Annotated in this window: 25 protein-coding genes and 1 pseudogene; 9 read left to right on the top strand and 17 right to left on the bottom strand. The window is 56.3% G+C overall.

Annotated elements, in window-relative coordinates; translation table 11 throughout:
- Window positions 1-68: 68 nt before the first annotated feature.
- On the top strand, window positions 69-1,304 hold the full coding sequence (locus tag E3E27_RS00780; RefSeq protein ID WP_167773108.1) for a phosphoglycerate kinase: 1,236 nt from the start codon (window positions 69-71) through the stop codon (window positions 1,302-1,304).
- Here E3E27_RS00780 and E3E27_RS00775 read toward each other — a convergent pair.
- The 5 genes from E3E27_RS00775 to E3E27_RS00755 form a co-directional block, all read right to left on the bottom strand.
- Complete coding sequence (locus E3E27_RS00775) at window positions 1,294-1,803, bottom strand: hypothetical protein (protein WP_167773654.1); 510 nt, start codon at window positions 1,801-1,803, stop codon at window positions 1,294-1,296. The two genes, E3E27_RS00780 and E3E27_RS00775, sit on opposite strands and share 11 nt — an antisense overlap.
- A gap of 48 nt (window positions 1,804-1,851) precedes the next feature.
- Entirely contained in the window at window positions 1,852-2,394 is a 543-nt protein-coding gene (locus E3E27_RS00770; RefSeq protein ID WP_240910630.1) for a hypothetical protein, read from the bottom strand.
- Between the two features lie 142 nt (window positions 2,395-2,536).
- Entirely contained in the window at window positions 2,537-3,301 is a 765-nt protein-coding gene (locus tag E3E27_RS00765; protein WP_014789505.1) for an ABC transporter permease, read from the bottom strand.
- A 4-nt stretch (window positions 3,302-3,305) separates the two neighbouring features.
- Window positions 3,306-4,286 carry an ATP-binding cassette domain-containing protein gene (locus E3E27_RS00760; RefSeq protein ID WP_167773107.1) on the bottom strand — a complete coding sequence of 327 codons (981 nt, stop codon included), beginning with the start codon at window positions 4,284-4,286 and terminating at the stop codon, window positions 3,306-3,308.
- Window positions 4,273-4,737, bottom strand: coding sequence for a PadR family transcriptional regulator (locus E3E27_RS00755; protein ID WP_167773652.1), 465 nt, complete (start codon window positions 4,735-4,737; stop codon window positions 4,273-4,275). Before E3E27_RS00755 ends, E3E27_RS00760 begins: the two co-directional genes overlap by 14 nt.
- A 92-nt stretch (window positions 4,738-4,829) precedes the next feature.
- On the opposite strand from E3E27_RS00755, the gene E3E27_RS00750 reads away from it, so the two are divergent.
- Together E3E27_RS00750 and nth are read left to right on the top strand one after the other, a co-directional pair.
- Complete coding sequence (locus tag E3E27_RS00750) at window positions 4,830-5,261, top strand: ATPase (RefSeq protein WP_167773651.1); 432 nt, start codon at window positions 4,830-4,832, stop codon at window positions 5,259-5,261.
- A complete protein-coding gene (nth, locus tag E3E27_RS00745) occupies window positions 5,227-5,943 on the top strand; it encodes an endonuclease III (RefSeq protein ID WP_167773106.1) in 717 nt (238 codons plus the stop codon). Before E3E27_RS00750 ends, nth begins: the two co-directional genes overlap by 35 nt.
- On the opposite strand, the gene E3E27_RS00740 is transcribed toward nth, so the two are convergent.
- The 3 genes from E3E27_RS00740 to E3E27_RS00730 are packed head-to-tail and all read right to left on the bottom strand — an operon-like array spanning window position 5,936 to window position 7,875.
- Window positions 5,936-6,661 (bottom strand): hypothetical protein, encoded by a 726-nt coding sequence (locus E3E27_RS00740; protein ID WP_167773105.1) that lies wholly within the window; start codon window positions 6,659-6,661, stop codon window positions 5,936-5,938. The genes nth and E3E27_RS00740 overlap by 8 nt on opposite strands.
- A 34-nt stretch (window positions 6,662-6,695) precedes the next feature.
- Window positions 6,696-7,274: a potassium channel family protein gene (locus E3E27_RS00735; RefSeq protein ID WP_014789499.1), complete on the bottom strand. Its 579-nt coding sequence runs from the start codon at window positions 7,272-7,274 to the stop codon at window positions 6,696-6,698.
- A complete protein-coding gene (locus E3E27_RS00730; RefSeq protein WP_014789498.1) occupies window positions 7,267-7,875 on the bottom strand; it encodes a potassium channel family protein in 609 nt (202 codons plus the stop codon). The genes E3E27_RS00735 and E3E27_RS00730 overlap by 8 nt, the downstream gene beginning before the upstream one ends.
- Window positions 7,876-7,984: 109 nt before the next feature.
- Between E3E27_RS00730 and E3E27_RS00725 the strand changes: the two genes are divergently transcribed.
- From E3E27_RS00725 to E3E27_RS00710, 4 genes are all read left to right on the top strand, one after another.
- Window positions 7,985-9,178, top strand: a complete 1,194-nt coding sequence (locus E3E27_RS00725) for a magnesium transporter (RefSeq protein ID WP_167773650.1) — start codon at window positions 7,985-7,987, stop codon at window positions 9,176-9,178.
- On the top strand, window positions 9,175-9,942 hold the full coding sequence (locus E3E27_RS00720) for a sugar phosphate isomerase/epimerase (RefSeq protein WP_240910629.1): 768 nt from the start codon (window positions 9,175-9,177) through the stop codon (window positions 9,940-9,942). The genes E3E27_RS00725 and E3E27_RS00720 overlap by 4 nt, the downstream gene beginning before the upstream one ends.
- 103 nt (window positions 9,943-10,045) lie before the next feature.
- Window positions 10,046-11,464, top strand: coding sequence for an acetate--CoA ligase family protein (locus E3E27_RS00715; protein WP_167773104.1), 1,419 nt, complete (start codon window positions 10,046-10,048; stop codon window positions 11,462-11,464).
- 26 nt (window positions 11,465-11,490) lie between these two features.
- Window positions 11,491-12,252, top strand: a complete 762-nt coding sequence (locus E3E27_RS00710; protein ID WP_167773103.1) for an acetate--CoA ligase family protein — start codon at window positions 11,491-11,493, stop codon at window positions 12,250-12,252.
- Here E3E27_RS00710 and E3E27_RS00705 read toward each other — a convergent pair whose 3' ends face one another.
- The 8 genes and pseudogenes from E3E27_RS00705 to E3E27_RS00670 all read right to left on the bottom strand — a co-directional run bounded on the left by E3E27_RS00705 (window position 12,253) and on the right by E3E27_RS00670 (window position 17,186).
- Window positions 12,253-12,597 (bottom strand): hypothetical protein, encoded by a 345-nt coding sequence (locus tag E3E27_RS00705; RefSeq protein WP_014789493.1) that lies wholly within the window; start codon window positions 12,595-12,597, stop codon window positions 12,253-12,255. It lies immediately after the preceding gene.
- Window positions 12,594-13,415 (bottom strand): annotated as a pseudogene (locus tag E3E27_RS00700) (cysteine synthase family protein); the annotation flags it as partial. The pseudogene E3E27_RS00700 and the gene E3E27_RS00705, both read right to left, overlap by 4 nt.
- Before the next feature lie 157 nt (window positions 13,416-13,572).
- Complete coding sequence (locus tag E3E27_RS00695; RefSeq protein WP_167773101.1) at window positions 13,573-14,163, bottom strand: hypothetical protein; 591 nt, start codon at window positions 14,161-14,163, stop codon at window positions 13,573-13,575.
- Window positions 14,164-14,204: 41 nt separating this feature from the next.
- Window positions 14,205-14,753, bottom strand: coding sequence for a DUF998 domain-containing protein (locus E3E27_RS00690; protein WP_167773100.1), 549 nt, complete (start codon window positions 14,751-14,753; stop codon window positions 14,205-14,207).
- 90 nt (window positions 14,754-14,843) lie between these two features.
- Window positions 14,844-15,017 (bottom strand): antitoxin family protein, encoded by a 174-nt coding sequence (locus E3E27_RS00685; RefSeq protein WP_167773099.1) that lies wholly within the window; start codon window positions 15,015-15,017, stop codon window positions 14,844-14,846.
- A gap of 42 nt (window positions 15,018-15,059) precedes the next feature.
- On the bottom strand, window positions 15,060-16,202 hold the full coding sequence (thiI, locus tag E3E27_RS00680; protein ID WP_167773098.1) for a tRNA uracil 4-sulfurtransferase ThiI: 1,143 nt from the start codon (window positions 16,200-16,202) through the stop codon (window positions 15,060-15,062).
- Window positions 16,203-16,206: 4 nt separating this feature from the next.
- Entirely contained in the window at window positions 16,207-16,533 is a 327-nt protein-coding gene (locus E3E27_RS00675; protein ID WP_167773097.1) for a hypothetical protein, read from the bottom strand.
- 44 nt (window positions 16,534-16,577) lie between these two features.
- Complete coding sequence (locus tag E3E27_RS00670; protein WP_167773096.1) at window positions 16,578-17,186, bottom strand: nitroreductase family protein; 609 nt, start codon at window positions 17,184-17,186, stop codon at window positions 16,578-16,580.
- A 94-nt stretch (window positions 17,187-17,280) separates the two neighbouring features.
- On the opposite strand from E3E27_RS00670, the gene E3E27_RS00665 reads away from it, so the two are divergent.
- Together E3E27_RS00665 and pfkC are read left to right on the top strand one after the other, a co-directional pair.
- Window positions 17,281-17,994 (top strand): aspartate/glutamate racemase family protein, encoded by a 714-nt coding sequence (locus E3E27_RS00665; protein WP_167773095.1) that lies wholly within the window; start codon window positions 17,281-17,283, stop codon window positions 17,992-17,994.
- Window positions 17,995-18,083: 89 nt separating this feature from the next.
- A complete protein-coding gene (gene pfkC, locus E3E27_RS00660; protein WP_206204757.1) occupies window positions 18,084-19,463 on the top strand; it encodes an ADP-specific phosphofructokinase in 1,380 nt (459 codons plus the stop codon).
- 71 nt (window positions 19,464-19,534) lie between these two features.
- Here pfkC and xerA read toward each other — a convergent pair whose 3' ends face one another.
- Window positions 19,535-20,377 (bottom strand): site-specific tyrosine recombinase/integron integrase, encoded by an 843-nt coding sequence (xerA, locus tag E3E27_RS00655; RefSeq protein ID WP_167773094.1) that lies wholly within the window; start codon window positions 20,375-20,377, stop codon window positions 19,535-19,537.
- Window position 20,378: the final 1 nt, after the last annotated feature.

The raw sequence follows: 20,378 nt of genomic DNA, 5'->3' as shown, positions 1-20,378 counted from the left end.
GCCTTATCACCGCAGGTGTTCAAAATAAGCTTTTTAACTCCACAATTTAACACCGCGATGGTGATGGAATGTTCAGGCTCACCGACTTCGATTATCACGATAAAACCGTCTTTCTACGGGCCGACCTGAACTCCCCCGTCAAGGACGGGAATATCATCAGTGACGCCAGGTTTCGAGCGGTTCTCCCGACGGTAAGGTACCTCCTTGAGGGTGGGGCCAAGCTCGTCATAGGGACGCACCAGAGCAAGCCGTACAAGGGGGACTACATTACCACCGAGCAGCACGCCGAGATACTCAGCGGGCTCCTCGGGCAGGAGGTGGAGTACGTCGAGGACATCTTTGGGAGGTACGCGAGAGAGAAGATAAGCTCGCTTAAACCCGGGGAGGCCATAATGCTCGAAAATCTCCGCTTTTCTGCAGAGGAGATCAAATACAAGCCGATTGAGGAATGTGAGAAAACTTTCTTCGTGAGGAAGCTTGCCCCGCTCATCGACTACGTCGTGAACGACGCCTTTGCCGCCGCCCACAGGAGCCAGCCATCGCTGGTGGGCTTCGCAAGGCTCAAGCCGATGATAATGGGCCTCCTCATGGAAAGGGAGATACGGGCGCTCACAAAGGCCTACGAGACCCAGGAGAAGCCGAGGGTTTACGTCCTCGGCGGGGCAAAGGTGGACGATTCCCTCCGCGTTGCAGAGAACGTTCTGAGAGGGGAAAAGGCGGACCTCATTCTAACCGGCGGTCTCGTCGGCCACGTCTTCACCCTCGCCAAGGGCTTCAACCTCGGCGATGCCAACCTCGAGTTCATGGAAAGGAAGGGCCTCTTGGAGCTGGTGGACTGGGCTGAAAAAATCCTCGACGAGTTCTATCCGCAGGTCAGAACGCCCGTTGATTTCGCCGTAGATTACAGGGGTGAGCGCGTCGAGGTGGACCTCCTGAGCGATGAGAAGTGGCTCTTCGACCGCTATCCGATCCTCGACATCGGCTCGCGAACGGTGGAGAAGTACCGAGAGGTCCTCATGAAGGCGAGGATAATAGTCGCCAACGGGCCGATGGGTGTCTTCGAGCGTGAAGAGTTCGCAATTGGAACGGTCGGAGTCTTCAGGGCGATAGGCGAGAGCAAAGCCTTCAGCGTCGTTGGTGGTGGCCACTCAATAGCGAGCATCTACAAGTACGGCATAACCGGGATAAGCCACGTCTCAACCGGCGGTGGCGCGATGCTGAGCTTCTTCGCGGGGGAGAAGCTTCCAGTCCTTGAGGCATTCAGGGAAAGCTACGAGCGCTTCAAGGGCCTTCTCAAAGGGTAAACAGCCAGACGAGGAGAACGACCGCGAGTGTTCCCGCGAGGAGGAGCATCAGGAACCATTCCACCCTCTCCATTAACCTTCTGTTCGAGTAGAGAACGTGACCTACGATTCCAAGGGCGAAGGAAGCGGCTATGAGCACCCTCTCCTCCACGGATTCAACCCCCGCGAGGACGGCCTCAAGGCCCCAGAGGGCAAGAAGCAGGAGGAATGCGCCGGCGATGAGGTAACCCCTTCTCATTCTCCTCGCGTTGGTGATGTAGAAGGTCGCGGCGAAGGCCACGAGGAAGACCACCATCGCCTGTATCTCCAGCGGCATCGGGATGGAGTTTGAGAGAACCAGCCTCTCGTAAACCCACACAATCCCCGAAATTATCGTGGAAACTATCAGCGCCATCACGAAGATGTTGTGGACGTGGTCCGCTATGCCAAGGGCCTCTTCGAGCCCCTCAACCTCCTCCCGCCCGGGTACTTTTCCCTCAGCTTCCGTCCTTCCAGCCATTGAACCCACGGAAGCAGTACGCGCTTGGGGGATTTAAGGCTACCGCGCTCAGTCCACACCGGTCTTCTCGTAGAGCCTCCGATAAACGCCCCTGAAATGAAAGAGCATGATGACGGCATAGACCACCGCGAAGGACTTCAGGGGGAAATGGCCGCCGAGAAAGTGGTTCAGGAGGAACAGCGTTGCCACGACGGCCAGGTACGTTATAATGACGTTGAGGGCCGCCGCCAGCGTTGAGCCCCTGCGGTAGGCCAACCACACCCAGAAGGAAGAGTTGAGCGTTACCAGCCAGTGTAGCCTGAGGGGCTCCTCCGGTGAGACCTCGACGGAGTAAGAGTCCCTCAGCATCTCCTTTCGGAACGCGAGAGCGAGACCGGCCGTAAGCAGCAGCATTCCAAACGAGCCGATTATGAGGAGACCGCTGTCAAGAATTGCTCCGATGGATAATGTCACGACCCAGGCCATAAATGCCAGATACACAACCAGCGATTCCAGGGAGAGCCGTCCCTTCCTGAAAAGATGGAAGGGATAGACGCCGAAGACCGAAACGCCGAGTACAAGCATGAAAGTGGGGAGGATCACCTCACTCATTCCGCATCGGAAGGTTTAGAACGCAAAAGAATAAAAAGATTTCGATTGAAAATTGAAATACTGACAGCCACAGACCAACATGTGCTACAAAAGGGAGATGGAAAAGAAAAGTAAGGGCGTGGCCAGAGATTTCGTGTCCCGCTCAGTCTATCGTGGCCTTCCTGAAGCCCAAAGCAGCAATCCCCGCGAAGAGTGCGGCGAGGCCTATTAGCACCACCCAGTCGGTGACGATTCCGAAGGTCGGCTCGACGCCGGCAAGGTAGTATCGGGAGCCGTCGACAGCGTAGGTGAGGGGGTTCACCTTTGCCAGCCACTGCATCCACTCGGGCATCGTGCTTATTGGATAGAACGCCCCGCTGAGGAAGGTCATCGGGAGCATTATCATGGTCACTATCATCTGGAAGCCTTCCATGCTGGTCATCTTGAGCGCTATCGCAACACCCATGCCCGCTATCGCTATCCCGACGAGGAAGCTCAGGCCCAGCGCGGGGAGGATTCCGCTCACCCTGAGGTCGGCCATCGTGAAGCTGAGTGCCAGGATTATGACGCCCTGTATCATGGCCATGAGCGCTCCCCCGGTGATTCTACCGAGTATTGCCTCCGTCCTGCTTGCGGGGGCGACGAGAATCTCCTTCAGGAAGCCGAACTGCTTGTCCCAGATGAGCGTTATGCCCTGCATGAAGCTCATGTTGAAGACCGTCATGGCTATTATTCCAGGCACCAGGTAGGTCATGTAGTCGACGCCGCCGAATATCGGGGCCGCCATGGGGTTGTCGAAGACCCCGCCCCAGCCCTTGCCGAAGAAGATGAGCCAGATGAGCGGGTTGATTATGCTCCCTATCACCCTCGCCCGTGAGCGGGAAAAGCGCTTCAGTTCGCGGTATATCATGGTGAAAAAGACCTGCATACAATCACCTCCTCATGCGAGCCTTCATCATCATTTTCGCCACGCTCTGCTCTCCGCCCTCGTCCCGGATTTCCCTGCCTGTGAGGTGCAGGAAGACGTCGTTGAGCGTCGGCCTGTGGTATGTGACTTCGAGGATTTTGACATCGTTCTCCTTAGCCAGCTCGAAGAGCTTTGGCAGAGCTTCTGCCGCGTTGTCCACGTCCAGCCTGATCCTCCCGTCCGGGAGCACCTTGCAGCCTTTGATGAAGTCCGCCTTGAGGCACTTGAGTTCCTCCCTGGGGCTCTGGAGCTTCAGGTAGATTATGTCGCTGCCGACGAGTTTCTTGAGCTCCTCGGCGGTCCCCTCGGCGATTATCTCACCGTGGTCCATTATCGCTATCCTGTCGGCCAGCTGCTCGGCCTCGTCCATGTAGTGGGTGGTGAGGAAGATGGTCATGTTGTGCTCCTCCTTCATGGCCCTGATGTAGTCCCAGATGTGCGCCCGGGTCTGCGGGTCAAGACCTATGGTCGGCTCGTCGAGGAAGAGTATCTCGGGCTCGTGGAGCAGCGAGCGGGCTATCTCCAGTCTGCGCTGCATTCCACCAGAAAATGTCTTAACAGGCCTGTCCTTGAACTCCCACAGCTCGACGAACTTGAGGAGGCGCTCTATCTTCTCCTTCAGGTTCTCAACGCCGTATATCCTGCCGTGGATGAGCATGTTCTCGTAGGCGGTAAGTTCCCTATCAACGCTCGGGTCCTGGAAGACTATCCCTATCTTCCTCCTGACTTCAATCGGTTCCTTGACGACGTCGTGGCCGGCGACTATGGCCTTCCCGGCCGTCGGCTTCAGCAACGTCGTGAGGACGTGGACGGTTGTGGTCTTTCCTGCCCCGTTCGGGCCAAGGAAGGCGAATATCTCGCCCCGCCTCACATTGAACGATATCCCTCTAACGGCTTCAAAGTCCCCGTACTTCTTCACGAGATTATCAACCTCAATCGCGTTCATACCTTTCACCTCCAAGAAGAATCAGCCTCAGCTCCCTCGCGCAGCCGGTAAAAAGCTCCCTGATCCTCGCCCTCTGCTCGTCCGTCAGTTCGTCCACGGACTCAAAGAGCTCCTTGAAGGCCGCCCTAAGCTCGTCGCCTCCCAGCTCAAGGAACGCCTTGTAGGCGCGCATCCTGCGCTTTGCCTCGGCGAGATCATCAGCGTGCTCCGCGAGGTAGTCCAGCCCCTTCTCGGTGATCACGTAGGTCTTTTTCTCCCTCTCACCCCTGCTGGTCACCTCAATCAGGCCGCTTCTCCGCAGGGAGGCAAGGATAGGGTACACAGTTCCGGCGCTCAGCTTCATGCCGTATCTTCCTTCCAGCTCCGCCATTATCCCGTAGCCGTGCATCGGCTCCCGGAGGAGGTCGAGGATAAGTACCTTCATGTATCCCCTGAAGTTAGGTCTCTCCATTGCTTTCACCGATATATCGCTAGATACATTGGTTTATAAAGCTTTGGGCGATAACGTTATTACCACCAGAAGTCCATCGCGGGGTGATGGTGATGAGGGTCGTCCTGAAGCCCCTCTTCGACGCCGAGCTACCCCCTGGTTTCGAGGAGATATTAAAGGACAAGCTAATGGGAAGGGAGCTAAGGACTGGAGAAGAGGTTGAGGTTGAACTCCTCGGAAAGCCACTGCGCTTCAAGGTTCTCCTTGCCGAGCCGAGCCCTCTAAAGGTTGGCAGGGGGACGAAGATAGAGCTTTCGCGGGGGGACGTGGAGGTTCTGGACTTCGAGTTCGACGAGCCGGTGAGGGAAGTTGTTCCCTTCGACGGCGGCTTTGTCGTTGTGCTCGGCAGAAAGGTTCTAATTCTGAACCACACCGGGCAAAAGATTTATAGCGACGAGTTCGAGGAACTTAACGGAGTTAGGGTCTCCAAAGGAACAGTGGTGATAATCCATGGCGGGAACAAAATCAGGCTCGTTAAGCCTTGAGGGCTTCACCTTCGATGAAACCTGGGAGGAGAAGAGGAGAAGGGCCGGGAGAATCGTCGAGATTTTGATGAAAACCTACCCGAGGGAGAGGCTCCTCATCGGTGACCCCTACCGAACTCTGGTTCACTGCATTATCTCCCAGCGCATGCGCGATGAGGTTACCTACCGCGTCTGGGGGGAGCTGTTCGAGAGGTACCGCGACATCGAGACTATAGCAAATACGCCGGTCGAGGAGATGCAGCGCTTTCTGAGGGAGCGTGGCGTCGGCCTCTGGAAGACAAAGGGGGAGTGGATCGTTAAGGCCTCGCGGATAATCCTCGAAGAGTACGGCGGGAAAGTTCCCGATGACATTCATGAGCTCATGAAATTGCCGGGCATAGGAAGGAAGTGCGCCAACATCGTTTTAGCTTACGGCTTCGGGAAGCAGGCTATCCCAGTTGATACCCACGTGAACAGGATAAGCAAGCGCCTCGGTTTGGCTCCACCGAGGGTTCCTCCTGAGAAGGTCGAGGAGTACCTGAGAGAACTAATCCCCAGGGAGAAGTGGATTTACGTGAACCACGCTATGGTGGACCACGGAAAGAACATATGCAACCCCATAAGGCCGAAGTGTGATTCCTGTCCGCTGAGGGAGCTGTGTCCCTACGCGAAGGGATTAGTGGGGAACGGGGACATCAGGTAGTGCCCGTGCCGACGTCGTGAAGCTCGAACCTCAGGGGGAACTCCAGCCCCACCTCCCTTTTCTCCGCGGTGAAACTGCCCCTCCTGACCTCGTACTCAACCATGACCACGAAGGTAACATTCCCGGAGTACGCAGGTGGATTCCCGTTCACCGTGAAGTCTGGCCACGCCTCGAAGAGCAGCCTTTTCCCCCATGCTGGTTCCGTTGGTATGGCGACGATGCAACCGGCCTCGTTGGGGTCGCCGCAGGGCCTCGCCTCCACCAGGAACGGCCCGTCGAGGGGCTTGAAAACGGGAAACCCCACGAAGTCGTCGGGAACCACGTCGTCGAGCCAGGTGTTGCCAGACGCCAGTACCTTAACCTCCGCCCGTGTGACCTGGACAGAGGAGTTGAGGGGCAAGGCCTCGACGGTCACCGGGGCCGAGATGCGGACCTGAGTGCCAGCGACGTTCCTACGCCCGGAGAGCCTGATTCCCAGGCAAACCCTGACGTCGGTCTCGACGCAGGAAGTCCTCAGTGCCCCTATCAGCGCCCACCTGTCGATTCTCGCAGGGAAGGTCGAGGCGTTGATGACCAGGACTTCGCCCTGGAGGTGGAACTCCTCCCCACCGCCCTGATATGCGACGGGGTTGAGGTGGAGCCAGTGGAGGGCATAAGCAACGACCGCCGTTAGGAGAATCAGAACCATCGAAAGGACGTGCCTTCTTCCAACCCACATGGAGGAAATTATGGACGGGGGATATAAAAGCCTTTCACTCCTCCTCTTCCACTTCCTCGCCGGCCAGCTTCCTCAGCCTGTCAAGGTCGGAGCCAACGGCTATGAGCACGTCGCCTTCCTTTATGACGTCGTTCCGTCCCGGGTTGTAGATGTACCTGCTCCCGCGCTTTATGGCCAGAATCCTGGTTCCTATCTTGCTGGGAAGCTTGAGCTGTTCGAGGGTCTTGCCGTGAAGAACAGAGCCCCTGTGAACCGTCACCCTGCCGAGTTCCTCCTCACTCTCCTCCATTATCTTCCGGATTATCGGGTGCGGCTCAACGTCGCGGAGCACGAGGTCGGATATTTTGTAGGCGGCATCGCTTATCTGCTCGTTTATCTCGGCCATATCTATGACGCTGAGAAGCTTGAGCGGGTCTTCCTCCCTCTTGGCAAGCATCAGAGCGAGCTTCTTGACCTTGAGGGTCAGCTCGTCCATGCGCTCCTCAAGCAGGTAAACCTCCTCCGCTATGTCCTCGCTGTTGTACATCACCGAGGAAAAGGCCAGATCAACCATGAGCGATGAGAGGTCCTTCATCTCTATGAGGCAGTTCCTAATCTCTTCAAGCTCACTCATTGCCCATCACCTTGATGTTGCCCCTGGCTATCTCCTTGAGGTAGTCTATGGAGGTGTTCGTTCCCCTTCCTATGAGTATGTCCCCCGGGAATATCTTGAAGTCCCCGTCGGGGTCGAAAATCCAGCGCTTGCCCCTTCTCACCGCGACTATCCATACTCCGGTGTTCGTGGCCAAATCCAGCTCCTCCAGGGTTTTGCCCACCAGTATCGAATCGGCCGAAACGTAGATTTTGCCTATTATTTCCTCGCTCCCGAGTATTGCTTCGGTTATGACTGGGTGAAGTTCAACTCCCTCCAGAACCATCTTCGCCAGGTCTGCGGCGGCGTTGGACATGTCATCTATGGCGTGGGCCATGTGGAGAATGGACGTTATCTGTTCGGCCTCCTTGGGGCTTCTAGCCGCCAAAACCGCGTGAACCATGAGGTGGTAGTTGAGCAGGTCGAGGTACTCCTCAAGCTCAAGCACCTCTTCGGCCATCTCCTCCTCGTTGAAGAGTATCGAGGAGTAGGCCAGGTCAACCATCAGCTCGGCGGTGTTCTTCATCTCGATGAAAATGTCCTTAACGTTCCTTGGAACCTCGATTTCGTCCCACTCTTCCACCCGGCTCTCACCGATGTGGGGAGGGAGGGAAATCTTATTTAGTTTTCGCCTTCGAAAAGTTTAATACCCGCAAGGGCCAACGTCCACGGGGTGAGGGCAATGGAGAGTGATGGCAGTGATCGGCGGGGAGGTCAGGGAGGAGCTGAGGGAGAAGGTCAAGGAAGCCTACAGGGTCACGCTGCCGTCCCTGTTTACATCCCAGATATTCGGCCTATTCGGCGGCACCTTTCTGGGCAAGTACTTTGAGACCATAAGAACCCAGTTTCCCGGCCTTCTTGTGGTTCTGCCGGGCATGATGGGCCTCCGTGGGAACGTTTTCGGCTCGATGGCTTCCCGCTTCTCCACGATGCTCTACCTCGGTGACCTTGAGCCTTCCCTTCGTGACAGGAAGGTTCTCAAGGAGATAGTGCTCAGAATGCTCATCTCGCTCATTCCGATCTTCCTTCTGTGGGCCATAGGCGTCGCCATCGGAATAAAGAAGAATGCCTTCGACGTCCTCCTCATAGTCGTCACATCGACGATACTGGTCTCCTTCATCCTCGGATACTTCACCTCATTCGTCACCATCTTCGCCTTCAGGCGCGGCACCGACCCTGACAGCGTAGCCGCTCCGCTCGTCGCCTCGATGGGCGACTTTCTAACCGTTCCCTCTTTAGTGCTCTTCATACTCCTCATAGAGAAATCCCCCGAAGCCTTCAGGCTCTTCAACTACTCCATGATAGTCCTCTTCGCCGTCGTCGCCGCGGTGAGCAGAGTCAGAAAGGCGGAGTTCCTCGAACTGAAGCAGGTGTTCCTGACTATAACCGGCCTTGCACTGCTCTCCACCGTCTCTGGCTCGCTCCTGGCGAAGTTCAGCGGTGTGATACAGGCCTCCGTGATACTGAGCTTCATCTACCCCTCACTCCTCAGCAGTTTCGGCAACTACGGTTCAATAATAGCCGCCAAGACCTCAACTAAGCTCCACCTCGGTGAGATAGAGGGCTTCCTCTGTCCGAAGGCCTTCACCGACATACTGGCCCTCTTCACCACCGCCCCGGTGATAGGACTCACCAAGGTCCTCATAGGCGGTGCGCTGATGGCTCTCACGACCGGGGCGAGAGTTCCCCGGACGGTCTACTGGATAGTGCTCACCTACCCCTTCATGGCGCTCTTCATAATGCTCTACTCCTACGCGATCTCCTACTTCCTGTTCCAGAAGAACATCGACCCGGACCACGTGGCCATTCCGCTCATCTCCAACAACAGCGACATATTCGGGACGATATACGTCGTGCTGATGGCCAAGCTGATGGTGGGAGCATGATCGGCCTTTCGATGACCGCTTACCGGGAGAAAACGCTGAAGGGTTTCGACGAGTGGCTGGAACAGGTTGAGGCCCTTGGCTTCGACTTCGTCGAGCTCGTAAGCGAGTGGCCACATTACCTAACGAAAGAGACCCTCCCCACCTTCAAGGAGGCCTTCTCAGCCCACAAGTTAAAGGTTACCCTCCACGCTCCTTTCAGCGACCTCAACCTCGCCTCCTTCAACGAAAGGATACGAGAGGCCTCGCTCGGCATAATCCGTGAAACCTTAGTGCTGGCGGCTGAGCTTGACGCCCTCGTCGTTACAATCCACCCCGGCCACTGCTCGCCGGTGAGCGTGAGGAACAGGAGAAAGTACCTGGAGATACACAGGGAGTCCCTGCGGAGAATAGCGAGGTGGGGGGAGGAATACGGGGTCAGGATCGGCGTTGAAAACATGCCGCGCTTTCCAATTCTCGATGCACAGACGTGCGAGAGGCTGGCGGAGGTCATCGGGGACGTTGAAATCGGGATCACCTTCGACGTTGGCCACCTAAACACGACAACCGGCAACTTCTCCGGCTTCCTCGAAAGGTTCGGCACCAGGATAATCCACCTGCACCTCCACGACAACTCCGGAAAGAGCGACGAGCACCTGGCGCCGGGAGAAGGAACGGTACCCTGGAAGACCCTGGTTCCGAGACTTCCAGACACCACCTGGGCCCTCGAAGTAGGGAACCTGCAATCCGCCAGAAAAGGCCTCGAATTCCTGAAAAACCTGCATTGATGGACTTTTGAGTTCACTAGGGTTCAGATTTTACAAAACGCAACTCTTTTATACATTCAAACTGAAGTTTCCCCGAGGAGAAGTTTCTGGCGGAGGGATAGCAATGGCGGAAAAGATAGTTGAGGAAATGAGGCCCTTCTTCGACCCGAAGGCGGTCGCTATCATCGGTGCAACCAACAAGAAGGGTAAGGTTGGAAACGTCATATTCGAAAACTTCAAGATGAACAAGGAGCGCGGAATCTTCAAGGGCAACATCTACCCGGTGAACCCGAAGCTCGATGAGATTGATGGATACAAGGTCTACAAGACCATTGATGAGCTTCCCGATGACACAGATCTGGCGGTTATCTCAATTCCGGCCCCGTTCGTTCCAGATACAATGAGAGAGATAGCAAAGAAGGGGATAAAGTCCGTCATCATCATCACAGGCGGCTTCGGTGAGCTCGGCGAGGAAGGTAAGAAGCTGGAGCGCGAGATTCTTGAGATAGCCAGGGAGAACGGAATAAGGATCATCGGCCCGAACTGCGTTGGCGTTTACGTTCCAGACACCGGCGTTGACACGGTCTTCCTGCCGGAGAGCAAGATGGACAGGCCAAAGAGCGGGCCCATCGCTTTCGTCAGCCAGAGCGGTGCTTTCGCCGCTGCGATGCTCGACTGGGCCGCGATGGCGGGTATAGGCATAGGCAAGATGGTCAGCTACGGGAACAAGCTCGACGTCGATGATGCGGACCTGATGGACTACTTCATTCACGACGATACCATAAACGTCGTTACCTTCTACATCGAGGGAGTCAAGGACGGCAGGAAGTTCATGGAGAGCGCCAAGAGGATAACCAGGGTTAAGCCCGTCATAGCTCTCAAGAGCGGAAGGACCGAGTACGGGGCCAAGGCCGCCTCTTCCCACACCGGTTCACTCGCCGGAGCGGACACGATTTACGATGCTGTCTTCAAGCAGACCGGAATAATCCGTGCCGAGGACTTCGAGCACATGTTCGACCTGGCGAAGGCCTTCGCCGCGCTCAAGGACAAGCTCCCGAAGGGCGACAGGATAGGAATAATCACCGACGGCGGTGGAGCCGGCGTCATGGCCAGCGATGCCGTTGCCAAGTTCGGCCTCAAGATGGCCGAGCTGAGCGAGGAGACGGTAAAGTTCCTGAGGGAGAACTTCCCGCCGCACGCGGTTCCGGGCAACCCCACCGACGTGGTTGGGGACACCGACGCGGAGCGCTACAGGATAGCCATCGAGGGCTTCGTGAACGACCCGAACGTCGATGCAATAGTGGTAATCGTCCTGTTCCAGGTTCCGCTCCTCGAGGAGGAGAAGATAATCGACATTCTCGCCGAGTACCAGAAGAAGAGCGACAAGCCCATCGTTGCCGTTGCCATGGGTGGTAAGAAGACCGATCACTACGCCAGAATCCTTGAGGAGAAGGGAGTTCCCGTTTATCCGACCCCCGAGAGGGGAGTCAGGGCCATGGCGGGCCTTGTCAAGTACGCCGAATACCTTAGGAAGGGGGTTTGACCCCCAGACCTTTCGGTGGTGGTAGTATGAAGGAGGAAGCCCTTAAGGTTATTAAGGAGGTCCTCGCCTCGGGCAGGACCGCCCTCGTCGAGTACGAGGCAAAGCAGGTTCTCAAAGCCTACGGTCTCCCGGTTCCGGAGGAAAAGCTAGCCAAGACACTGGACGAGGCTCTCAAGTACGCCGAGGAAATCGGCTACCCGGTTGCCATGAAACTCATGTCGCCACAGATTCTCCACAAGAGCGACGCCAAGGTCGTCCTTCTCAACATCAAGAGCCCGGAGGAGCTGAAGGAGAAGTGGGAGGTTATCCACGAGAACGCTAGGAAGTACAGGCCCGATGCAGAGATACTCGGCGTTCTCATAGCTCCAATGCTAAGGCCCGGCAGGGAGATAATCATCGGCGTTACCGAGGACCCGCAGTTCGGTCACGCCCTCATGTTCGGCCTCGGTGGAATCTTCGTCGAGGTGCTCAAGGACGTGACCTTCCGCATAATACCCATAACCGAGCGCGACGCCAGGAAGATGATAACCGAGATCAAGAGCTATCCAATCCTCGCCGGGGCGCGCGGTGAGGAGCCGGCCGACATCGATGCAATAGTCGAGCTGCTCCTCAAGGTCAGCGAACTCGTGAACGACCTCGACGCTTACATCAAGGAGATGGACCTCAACCCGATCTTCGTCTACGAGAAGGGCAAGGGTGCCGTGGTGGTTGACGCCAGGATAATCGTCAAGGAGCCCACCGAGAAGAAAGAGGAGATAAGCAGCGAGTACAGGGAGAGGTGCGCCTGATCAATCCGCCTTTTCTTCTTCCTCTTTCCGGGACTCACTCTCCTCGCGGTAAACTTCCTGGACGTAGCCCAGTATGTCGTGGAGTATGAAGAAGTTTATGGCCGTATCAACCGCGGAGAGGAGGTTCCCGGCTATGAGGAAGAGCAGGGCGAAGAAGAAGCTTATCCCAGCGTAGATTAGGGCAACCTTGATGGCAGTCCTGTTCTCCCGTCCGACCCCGTAGGCCAGGGACAGGCTCAGGAGCGCGAAGGAGAGGTAAACGAACGAACCCCATGCGTAGGCATAGTAGAGGAGCAGTACCCCGTTGATGGAAAGAAGGAGGGTGGCAAGGGTTAGCCGTTTCATGTTACCCCCAGATAACCTTCAAATATCTCCACGTACTTAAACCCATCGTCGGGGAAGATGAGGACGTAGGTTTTCTCACCGAATTCGCTGGAGATTTTCTCGTACGCCTTGACAACCGCTCCAGAACTGAGTCCTATCAAGAGACCGTCCCTGCGTGCCACGCTGAAGGCGCCTTCAATAGCTTCGTTCCGGGTTATCTCCACGACCCTGTCTATGTCCACCTGGAAGTACCACTTGGGCTTCGTCTCGAGGCGCTTTATTCCGGGGATCTTCTCTCCTTTGGCGGGGACAACGCCGATGACCCTTGTATCGTAGCGCTCCTTGAAGTACTGTGCCAGACCGGCTATGTGGCCCGAGGTACCTATGCCCGCTATCAGGACGTCGGGCTTTTTGCCGATGCTCTTCAGCTGCTCGTCTATCTCCCCCGCGGTAAAGCGGTAGTGGGCGTCGAAGTTGTCGTCGTTCTCGAACTGGTTGAGGTTCATCGCACCGGCTTTTCTGGCTTCTTCCTGCACAAAGCGCACCATCGTCGGGTCTATCGTCTCGAAGTCCGTCATAACGACCTCTGCACCGAGGACCCTGAGCAGAACCTGGGTAGCCTTTGGTGTTGGCTTCGGCAGGTATGCCCTGAACTCTATTCCCAGAACGTTGCTTAAAGCGGCCAGAGAAATCCCGACGTTGCCGGAGGTGGCCTCAAAAAGGGCCGTGCCGTTGATGTCCCCGCGCTCGATGGCCTTCATAAGCATGTTAAAAACGGTCCTGTCCTTGATGCTCCTGCTGAAGGGGTTAAAGAACTCCAGCTTGGCAAAATACATCCCCCCTCTCCGCCGAGAGTTTGACCAGGGGGGTCGGCTTGTACTTCTCGAACAGTTCGAGGGTGCTGTTAAACACGTTCATTTGCCATCACCGAAAACGGGTGAGAGAAGGGCTTTAAAAACTTTCCTAAAACGAACAGTTGTGGACAAAATTGGGTAATCAGAGCGCCCCTTCCCTCACGAGCCTTTCCTTTATCCTCTCAAACTCACCGAGTGAACCCCTCACTATCGGGTGCCTCGGCACGAACGGGCACGGCTCCTCCCGCTCGATGCTTATCGCAAACGTCCCTATCTCCTTTGCTATTTTGACTATCTCCTCCTTGTCGAGGCCGATGAGGGGCCTCAAAATAGGCAGGTCGCTCGCGGTGCTTATGATGAGAAGGTTGTCGAGGGTCTGCGATGCCACCTGCCCCAGGGAGTCGCCCGTAACTATAGCCCTTGCCCCGATTTCGTGTCCCACCCTGCACGCCTTCCTGAGCATCGTGTATTTACAGAAGAGGCACGTCCACTTGGCCTTTCCAATCTCGGCGAGCTTCGAAAAAACCGGAGCCTGTTCCTCGTAGGCATCTACTATAACCGGCTCATTCAGCTTTCCGTACTTTCCGAGAACCTCGCAGAGCTCAAAAACCTTGGACTCCTTCGTACCGCTCTGCCGGAAGTGAACGGGGGTTATCTCAAAGCCTTTCCTGAGCATCAGGTAAATCGCCACCGGCGAGTCTATGCCCGAGCTTAGTAGGGCAACTGCCTTCATGCCTTGGACTTGGAGGGAGCTTTTATGAGGCTTTCCTCAACTCAGGGTTTCAAACCTTTGAGGAGAAAGCCGAGGTAAACGAACCACGCCAGGATAAAGAACGCCCCTATGAGCTCCGGAATCGCCAGGCCCTTGAAGACCCTCGCCTTAATCAGGTAGAGCATGGTGAAGAAGACGAGAACGGCTAAAACGCTCCAGACGTAGTTGATGGGGTTCTTCTGCCCGAGCTTTATCCCTATTATCGCTATGTCAGCTAAGGCCAGGACGTAGAAGAGGACAGCCGAAGGGGAGTGGTAGGGTAGCTCCTCCGGGAAGACGCCGACGAGGAAGAGGAAAACCATCGCGAGGGGCATTAAGTAGCTCAGCCCGTTCTTGAAGGCCACCAGTGACGGTATCATCGCAACCGTTGCGAAGAGCATGAGGAAGCCGTTGAAGAGCCAGCGGTTCGGGTTTTTAAGCGAGCCCATGTCGCTCAGCGCGTTGTCCGTGAAGGAGAACCAGGGGTTGGCGTGGACGTTCACCGCTAAGCCCACGAGGAAGAGAACGGGAAGCGAAAGAGCTATATAGGAGGCAAGGCGCGTGGGTGTCATGATAATCACTTCACGAACTCTACATTGTCCATGTCCTTAAACTCCCTGTCCCCCGTGAGAAATCTATGGGCGTAGGTATCGGCGAAGAACTTAGCCATGTACCTCCCTCAGTTCATCTTTCAGCTTTTGAGGGTCAACGTCCCAGTCCTTCAGAAGTCCAAAGACCTCAACCTTTATGAGCACCCTGCTCTTTTCAGGCAGGTTGAGCTTCTTTACGGGTTTTAAAATTCCGTTTTCATACACGGCCTCAACAACTATCGGCACGTTCTCACCCCGTAACAACTTGTTTTTCCCATTTTTAACCTTTCAGCATTCTCTCTTCTCCGGCTCTTCACCAAAAACCGCCTTGTAGAGCTTCCTGAACTCCTCCCACGAACCGCGGATTATCGGGTGCTTTGGAATGAAGGGTATCTCGTCCTCAGGCAGGGTTGAGAGCTCGAAGGTGCCGATTCTCTTGGCTATGCTCACTATCTCCTCCTTGTCAAGGCCAACGAGCGGGCGGTAAATCGGCAAATCGCTCGCCTGGCTGACAATGTACATGTTCTCGAGGGTCTGCGAAGCCACCTGCCCGAGGGAGTCGCCCATGACGATGCCTTTAGCTCCGAAGTCCTTCGCTATTTTATCGGCGTGCCTAACCATCATGAACTTGCAGAAGACGCAGGTGTACTTCTCCTTTCCAAGCTCGCGGAGCTTCTCGATGATTCTCTCGCGCTCCTTGGGCTTCACAACTATCAGCTCACCCTTTCCGCCGTAGCCGTACTTCCTGAGCTGATTCCATATCCTCCGGACCTTCTCAAGGGTCTTCTCGCCCATGTAGATGTGAACCGGAATAACCTCGACGCCGCGTTTCATCATGAGAAATGCCGCAACCGGCGAGTCTATGCCCCCGCTAAGCAGAGCCACCACTTTGCCCTGCGTCCCTATCGGCAGTCCTCCCCAGGCCTTAACCTTGTCCACGAAGACGTAGGCTTTTCCCTCCATCAGCTCGACGCCGACCTCAATATCGTAGTCGTGCAGATTAACCTCGCTCTCCTCGTTTTCAAGAATGTACTCGCCGACCTTGGCCTGTATCTCGGGGCTTTTGAGCGGGAACTCCTTGGTTATTCTCCTGGCGGTGATCCTAAAGCGGGGCCTCTCGAGGCCCAGCTCGCGCTTCTTCCTCCTGAAGAGCTTCAAAGCTGTTCTGTTGATCTTATCGAGGTTTGCATCGACCTCCATCGCCGGCGAGAGCGAAACTATGCCGAAGACGCGCGTGAGAACCTCGACGGCTTCTTTGGCTTTGTTCGTCCTCACGAGAACGCGCCCGTGCCTCGCCTCGATCTTCTTGAACTCTACCCCCTCACTGACTAAAGCTTCGCGTATGTTGTTCATGAGTATGTTCTCGAACCATCTTCTCGTCTGCCTTGACTTGGTTCCAATCTCGCCGTAGCGGACTATGATCACGTTCATGGAATCACCCCAGGGCATGCGGGAACTTGATTATTATCTCCACGTACTTCTGGATTCCCTCGTAAAGGATCAGGGAAACCAGATAGGAGGAGAGGAGAATAAGCTCGTTCATCTCGAATATGTGGGCCGCTATGGCCTTTGCTCGGGGCGTTGCGTCCACTATGGTTCGCATGTACTTTCTCTTGAGGGAATGGTTAATTAGTATGAATCCTACGAGCAGGGCCACTCCAACCAGGCCCCAAGTCTGACCCAGAGCAAGCATCAGGAAGAGCGTGGAGGCGACTATTATCCAGCCGCCGATGACACCGAGCAGGATAACGAACTCTATCATCTTCCCACCAAAGGTCAGTGGTGACAGGGTAATAAAAAGGTAACTCAGACAAACTTAACGACGTCCCCCAGCTTTTTCCTCCTCTTCCTGGGTCGCACCTCACCCCTTGGATAGCCCACAGGAACGAGGCCAACGAGGTAGTGGTTCTCGTCGAGGCCTGCGAGCTCTCTAACCTTCTCCTCTATCCCCCGGAAGTTCGTTACCCCGATGTAGACAGTCCCGAGGCCCAGCTCAACGGCCTTGAGCATGAGGTTCTGAATGGCCATCGCGGCGCTCTCAACGCTCCATATGAACTCGAGCTCGTCGAACTCCTTCCCGGGAAGGAAGCGGGTCCCCCTGTCGATGAACACCGCGATGTAAACCGGCGCCCTGTACATTCCCTCCTCGTACATTCTCCGCCTGAGCTTCTCTATCTTCTCCTCGGAAAGCTTCACCGCCCTGTAGTAGGCTTCCATTCCCTCAGCTATCAGGGAGTAGAGCCTTCCCCTCGCCCCTTCGCTCCGGAAGACCACGAAGAGCCAGTTCTCCAGGCCGCTGGCCGTTGGCGCCCTTATGGCGGCCTCTATTAGGGCCTTCACGTGCTCCTCGGGAACGTCCATATCCTCGAAGTACCTCACCGATGTTCTTAGCCTTATCGCCTCCTCCAGCTCCACGCTACCACCCACTTAGGATTCCCGAGGACCTTAATCAACCTTTCCGGAACCAAAGGTTTAAGAGAACGGCCGAGTAAAGGGGAAAGGTGAAAGCATGTACGGCTGGAGAGGAAGACTTGGCCTTATCGTCCCGTCATCTAACACGACCATGGAGATGGAACTTCATTCAGTCCTTCCCGAGGGCGTTTCGCTCCACACCGCGAGGGTTCCTCTCAGGAACGTCACCGAAGAGGAGCTTATAAAGATGAACGCCCTGGCGGTCGAGAGCGCCAGGCTCCTCCGCGATGCGGGGGTTGAGCTGGTCCTCTACGGTTGCACGAGCGGTTCGTTCATAGGCGGAAAGGACTACGAGAAAGAACTGGAGGCGCAAATAGAGGAAGAGGTGAACGTCCCGGTCGTGAGCACGAGCACCGCCGTCGTGGAGGCGCTGAAGATACTGGACGCCCAGTCGGTTCTGGTCGTCACGCCCTACACCGACGAGATAAACCAGAGGGAGAGGGAGTTCCTCGAGGCCAACGACTTCGAGGTCCTAGACATAAGGGGGCTCGGCCTGGAGGACAACCAGGCTATAGGGAATCTCGAGCCCTACGAGGCATACCGCCTGGCAAAGGCGAGCTTCCTCGACGAGGCGGACGCGGTTTTCATAAGCTGCACCAACCTCAGGACCTTCGAGATAATCGAAACGCTGGAGGAGGACCTAGGAGTCCCGGTCGTTACCAGCAACCAGGCCTCGCTGTGGCTCGCACTGAGGCAGATGGACGTGATGGAGAAGATTCCCTACCTCGGACGGCTCTTCACGGAGTTCTGATCCCTCAACATTTTTCTGCCCTTGCCCTCCGAAATCCTTTTAAGACTCCTCGCGCATTTCTTGGGTGTTAGTCACTGAGGGTGATACATATGGGGCTCCTGGAGGAGGCGAGGAAGCTTTCAATCTACACCGCCTACAACACGAACGTGGACGCGATAACCTACCTGACGGGAGAGACGGTGCAGGGGCTGATAGACGAGCTCGGGGCCGAGAACGTGAGAAGGAGAATGGAGGAGTACCCGAGGGAGATAAACGAGCCCCTCGACTTCGTGGCGAGGCTGGTGCACGCGCTGAAGACTGGTAAGCCGATGGCGGTCCCGCTCGTGAACGAGGAGCTCCATTCCTGGTTTGATTCCCACTTCAAGTACGACGTCGAGAGAATGGGCGGCCAGGCGGGGATAATAGCGAACCTCCTGGCCAGCCTAGATTTCAGGAGGGTGATAGTCTACACCCCCCACCTCGCGAGGAAGCAGGCCGAGATGTTCGTGGAGGGGCCGAACCTTCTCTATCCGGTGGTTGAGGACGGGAGGCTGACCTTCAGGCACCCACGCGAGGCCTACCGCGAGAACGACCCTATCAAGGTGAACCGCATTTTTGAATTCCGCGCCGGGACGACATTTAATCTGGGAAGTGAAAGGATTACCGTCCCCTTCTCCGGTCGCTTCATAGTCTCAGCAAGGTTTGAGAGCATAAGGATATACACCGAGCCCGAGCTGAAGCCGTTCCTGCCGGAGATCGGCCTTCAGGTTGACGGGGCGATCCTTTCAGGTTACCAGGGCATAAAGCTCCGCTATTCGGACGGCAAGGACGCCAACCACTACCTCAGGGAGGCGAAGAGGGACATACTCCTGCTCAAGCGGGAGAAGGACGTCAAGGTTCACCTGGAGTTTGCCTCGATACAGAACCGCGAGCTCAGGAAGAAGGTCATCTACAACCTCTTCCCACTGGTAGACAGCGTTGGCATGGACGAGGCCGAGATAGCCCACGTCCTCAACGCCCTCGGCTACTCCAAGCTCGCCGATCGGATATTCACCTACAACCGCATCGAGGACACCGTCCTCGGGGGGAAGATACTCATCGACGAGATGAACCTTGAGGTTCTGCAAATACACACGATCTACTACCTGATGTACATCACCCACGCGGACAACCCGCTGAGCGAGGAGGAACTCAGGAACAGTCTTGAGCTCGCCACCACTCTAGCAGCCGCTAGGGCCTCCCTTGGGGAAATCCGCTCGCCCGAGGACTTCAAGGTGGGCACTGAAGTGCCGTACAACGAGCGCGGGGAGTACGTCAAACTGCGCTTCGAGGAGGCGAAGAGGAGGCTCCGCACGAGGGAGTACAAGGTCGTCATAATCCCCACGAGGCTCGTCAAGAACCCGGTCTCGACGGTCGGCCTGGGCGATACCATCTCCGCAGGGGCATTCACGAGCTATCTAGCGCTGCTGAAGAAGAAGGAGGCGCTCTGAGGTTTTTTCTCCGTTTCTCCAGTTGAGATTGGTGCGGTGTAGCGTACCAAATACGGTATGGTGTACCGTTTCTACTCAACCAATCCCTCCATGAGGCCAGCCTTCTCCTGGGCCCTCCTGAGGTGTTCCACGGTGACCTTGGTGTAAATCTGGGTCGTCGAGAGGTTGGAGTGGCCGAGTAACTCTTGAATGGCCCTTATGTCCACACCCCGCTCGAGCATGTGGGTGGCGAAGCTGTGGCGAAGCTTGTGGGGGGTTACCTCAATCCCTGCCCTCGCCCCGTACTTCTTAAGAAGGTACCAGACGGTCTTGGGGGAGAGCCTGTCCTTTTCCCTCCTCCTCTCCTCGACCAAGAGGTACTCGCTGTCGTCTTCCCGGGTTTCAATGTATGCCCTTATCTCTCCGACCAGGAACTCGGGAATCGGGACGACCCTGTCCTTAGCGCCCTTCCCGCCGCGGACGACTATGAGACCCCTGTCGAGGTCGATATCGCCCTTCTTGAGGTTGCAGAGCTCGCTTACCCTCAGCCCGGCCCCGTAGAGGAGGAGAACGATAAGCCTGTCACGTCTCCTCGTCGGCGGAATCACCGAGAGGAGTCTCTTGACCTCCTCACGCGTTAGGGCCTTCGGCAGACTCTTCGGCACCTTCGGCGGCTTGAGCTTCTCGGCCTCCTCGTCGTAGCCCTCAAAGCGGAAGTAGGACCGGAGGGCCTGGACGACGAGGTTTAGGCTCCTGCTAGAGTACCCCTCCCTCCTGAGCCTCGCCAGAAAGCGGAGGGCGGAGCGGGCGTTTAGCCTCCCGCCCCACTCGAGATAGCGCCGCACGTAATAGGAGTACATTCTAATCGTGTTAGGGCTCTTGCCCTCGAGGTCCAGGTAGGTCTCGAACTCCTCTATGATTTCCTGGGCTTCCATT

This window comes from Thermococcus sp. MV11, assembly GCF_012027285.1.
GTDB classification, from domain to species: Archaea; Methanobacteriota_B; Thermococci; order Thermococcales; family Thermococcaceae; genus Thermococcus; species Thermococcus cleftensis.
Note: the sequence above shows the minus strand (reverse complement) of the source record. Positions and strands in the feature narration are given on the sequence as shown.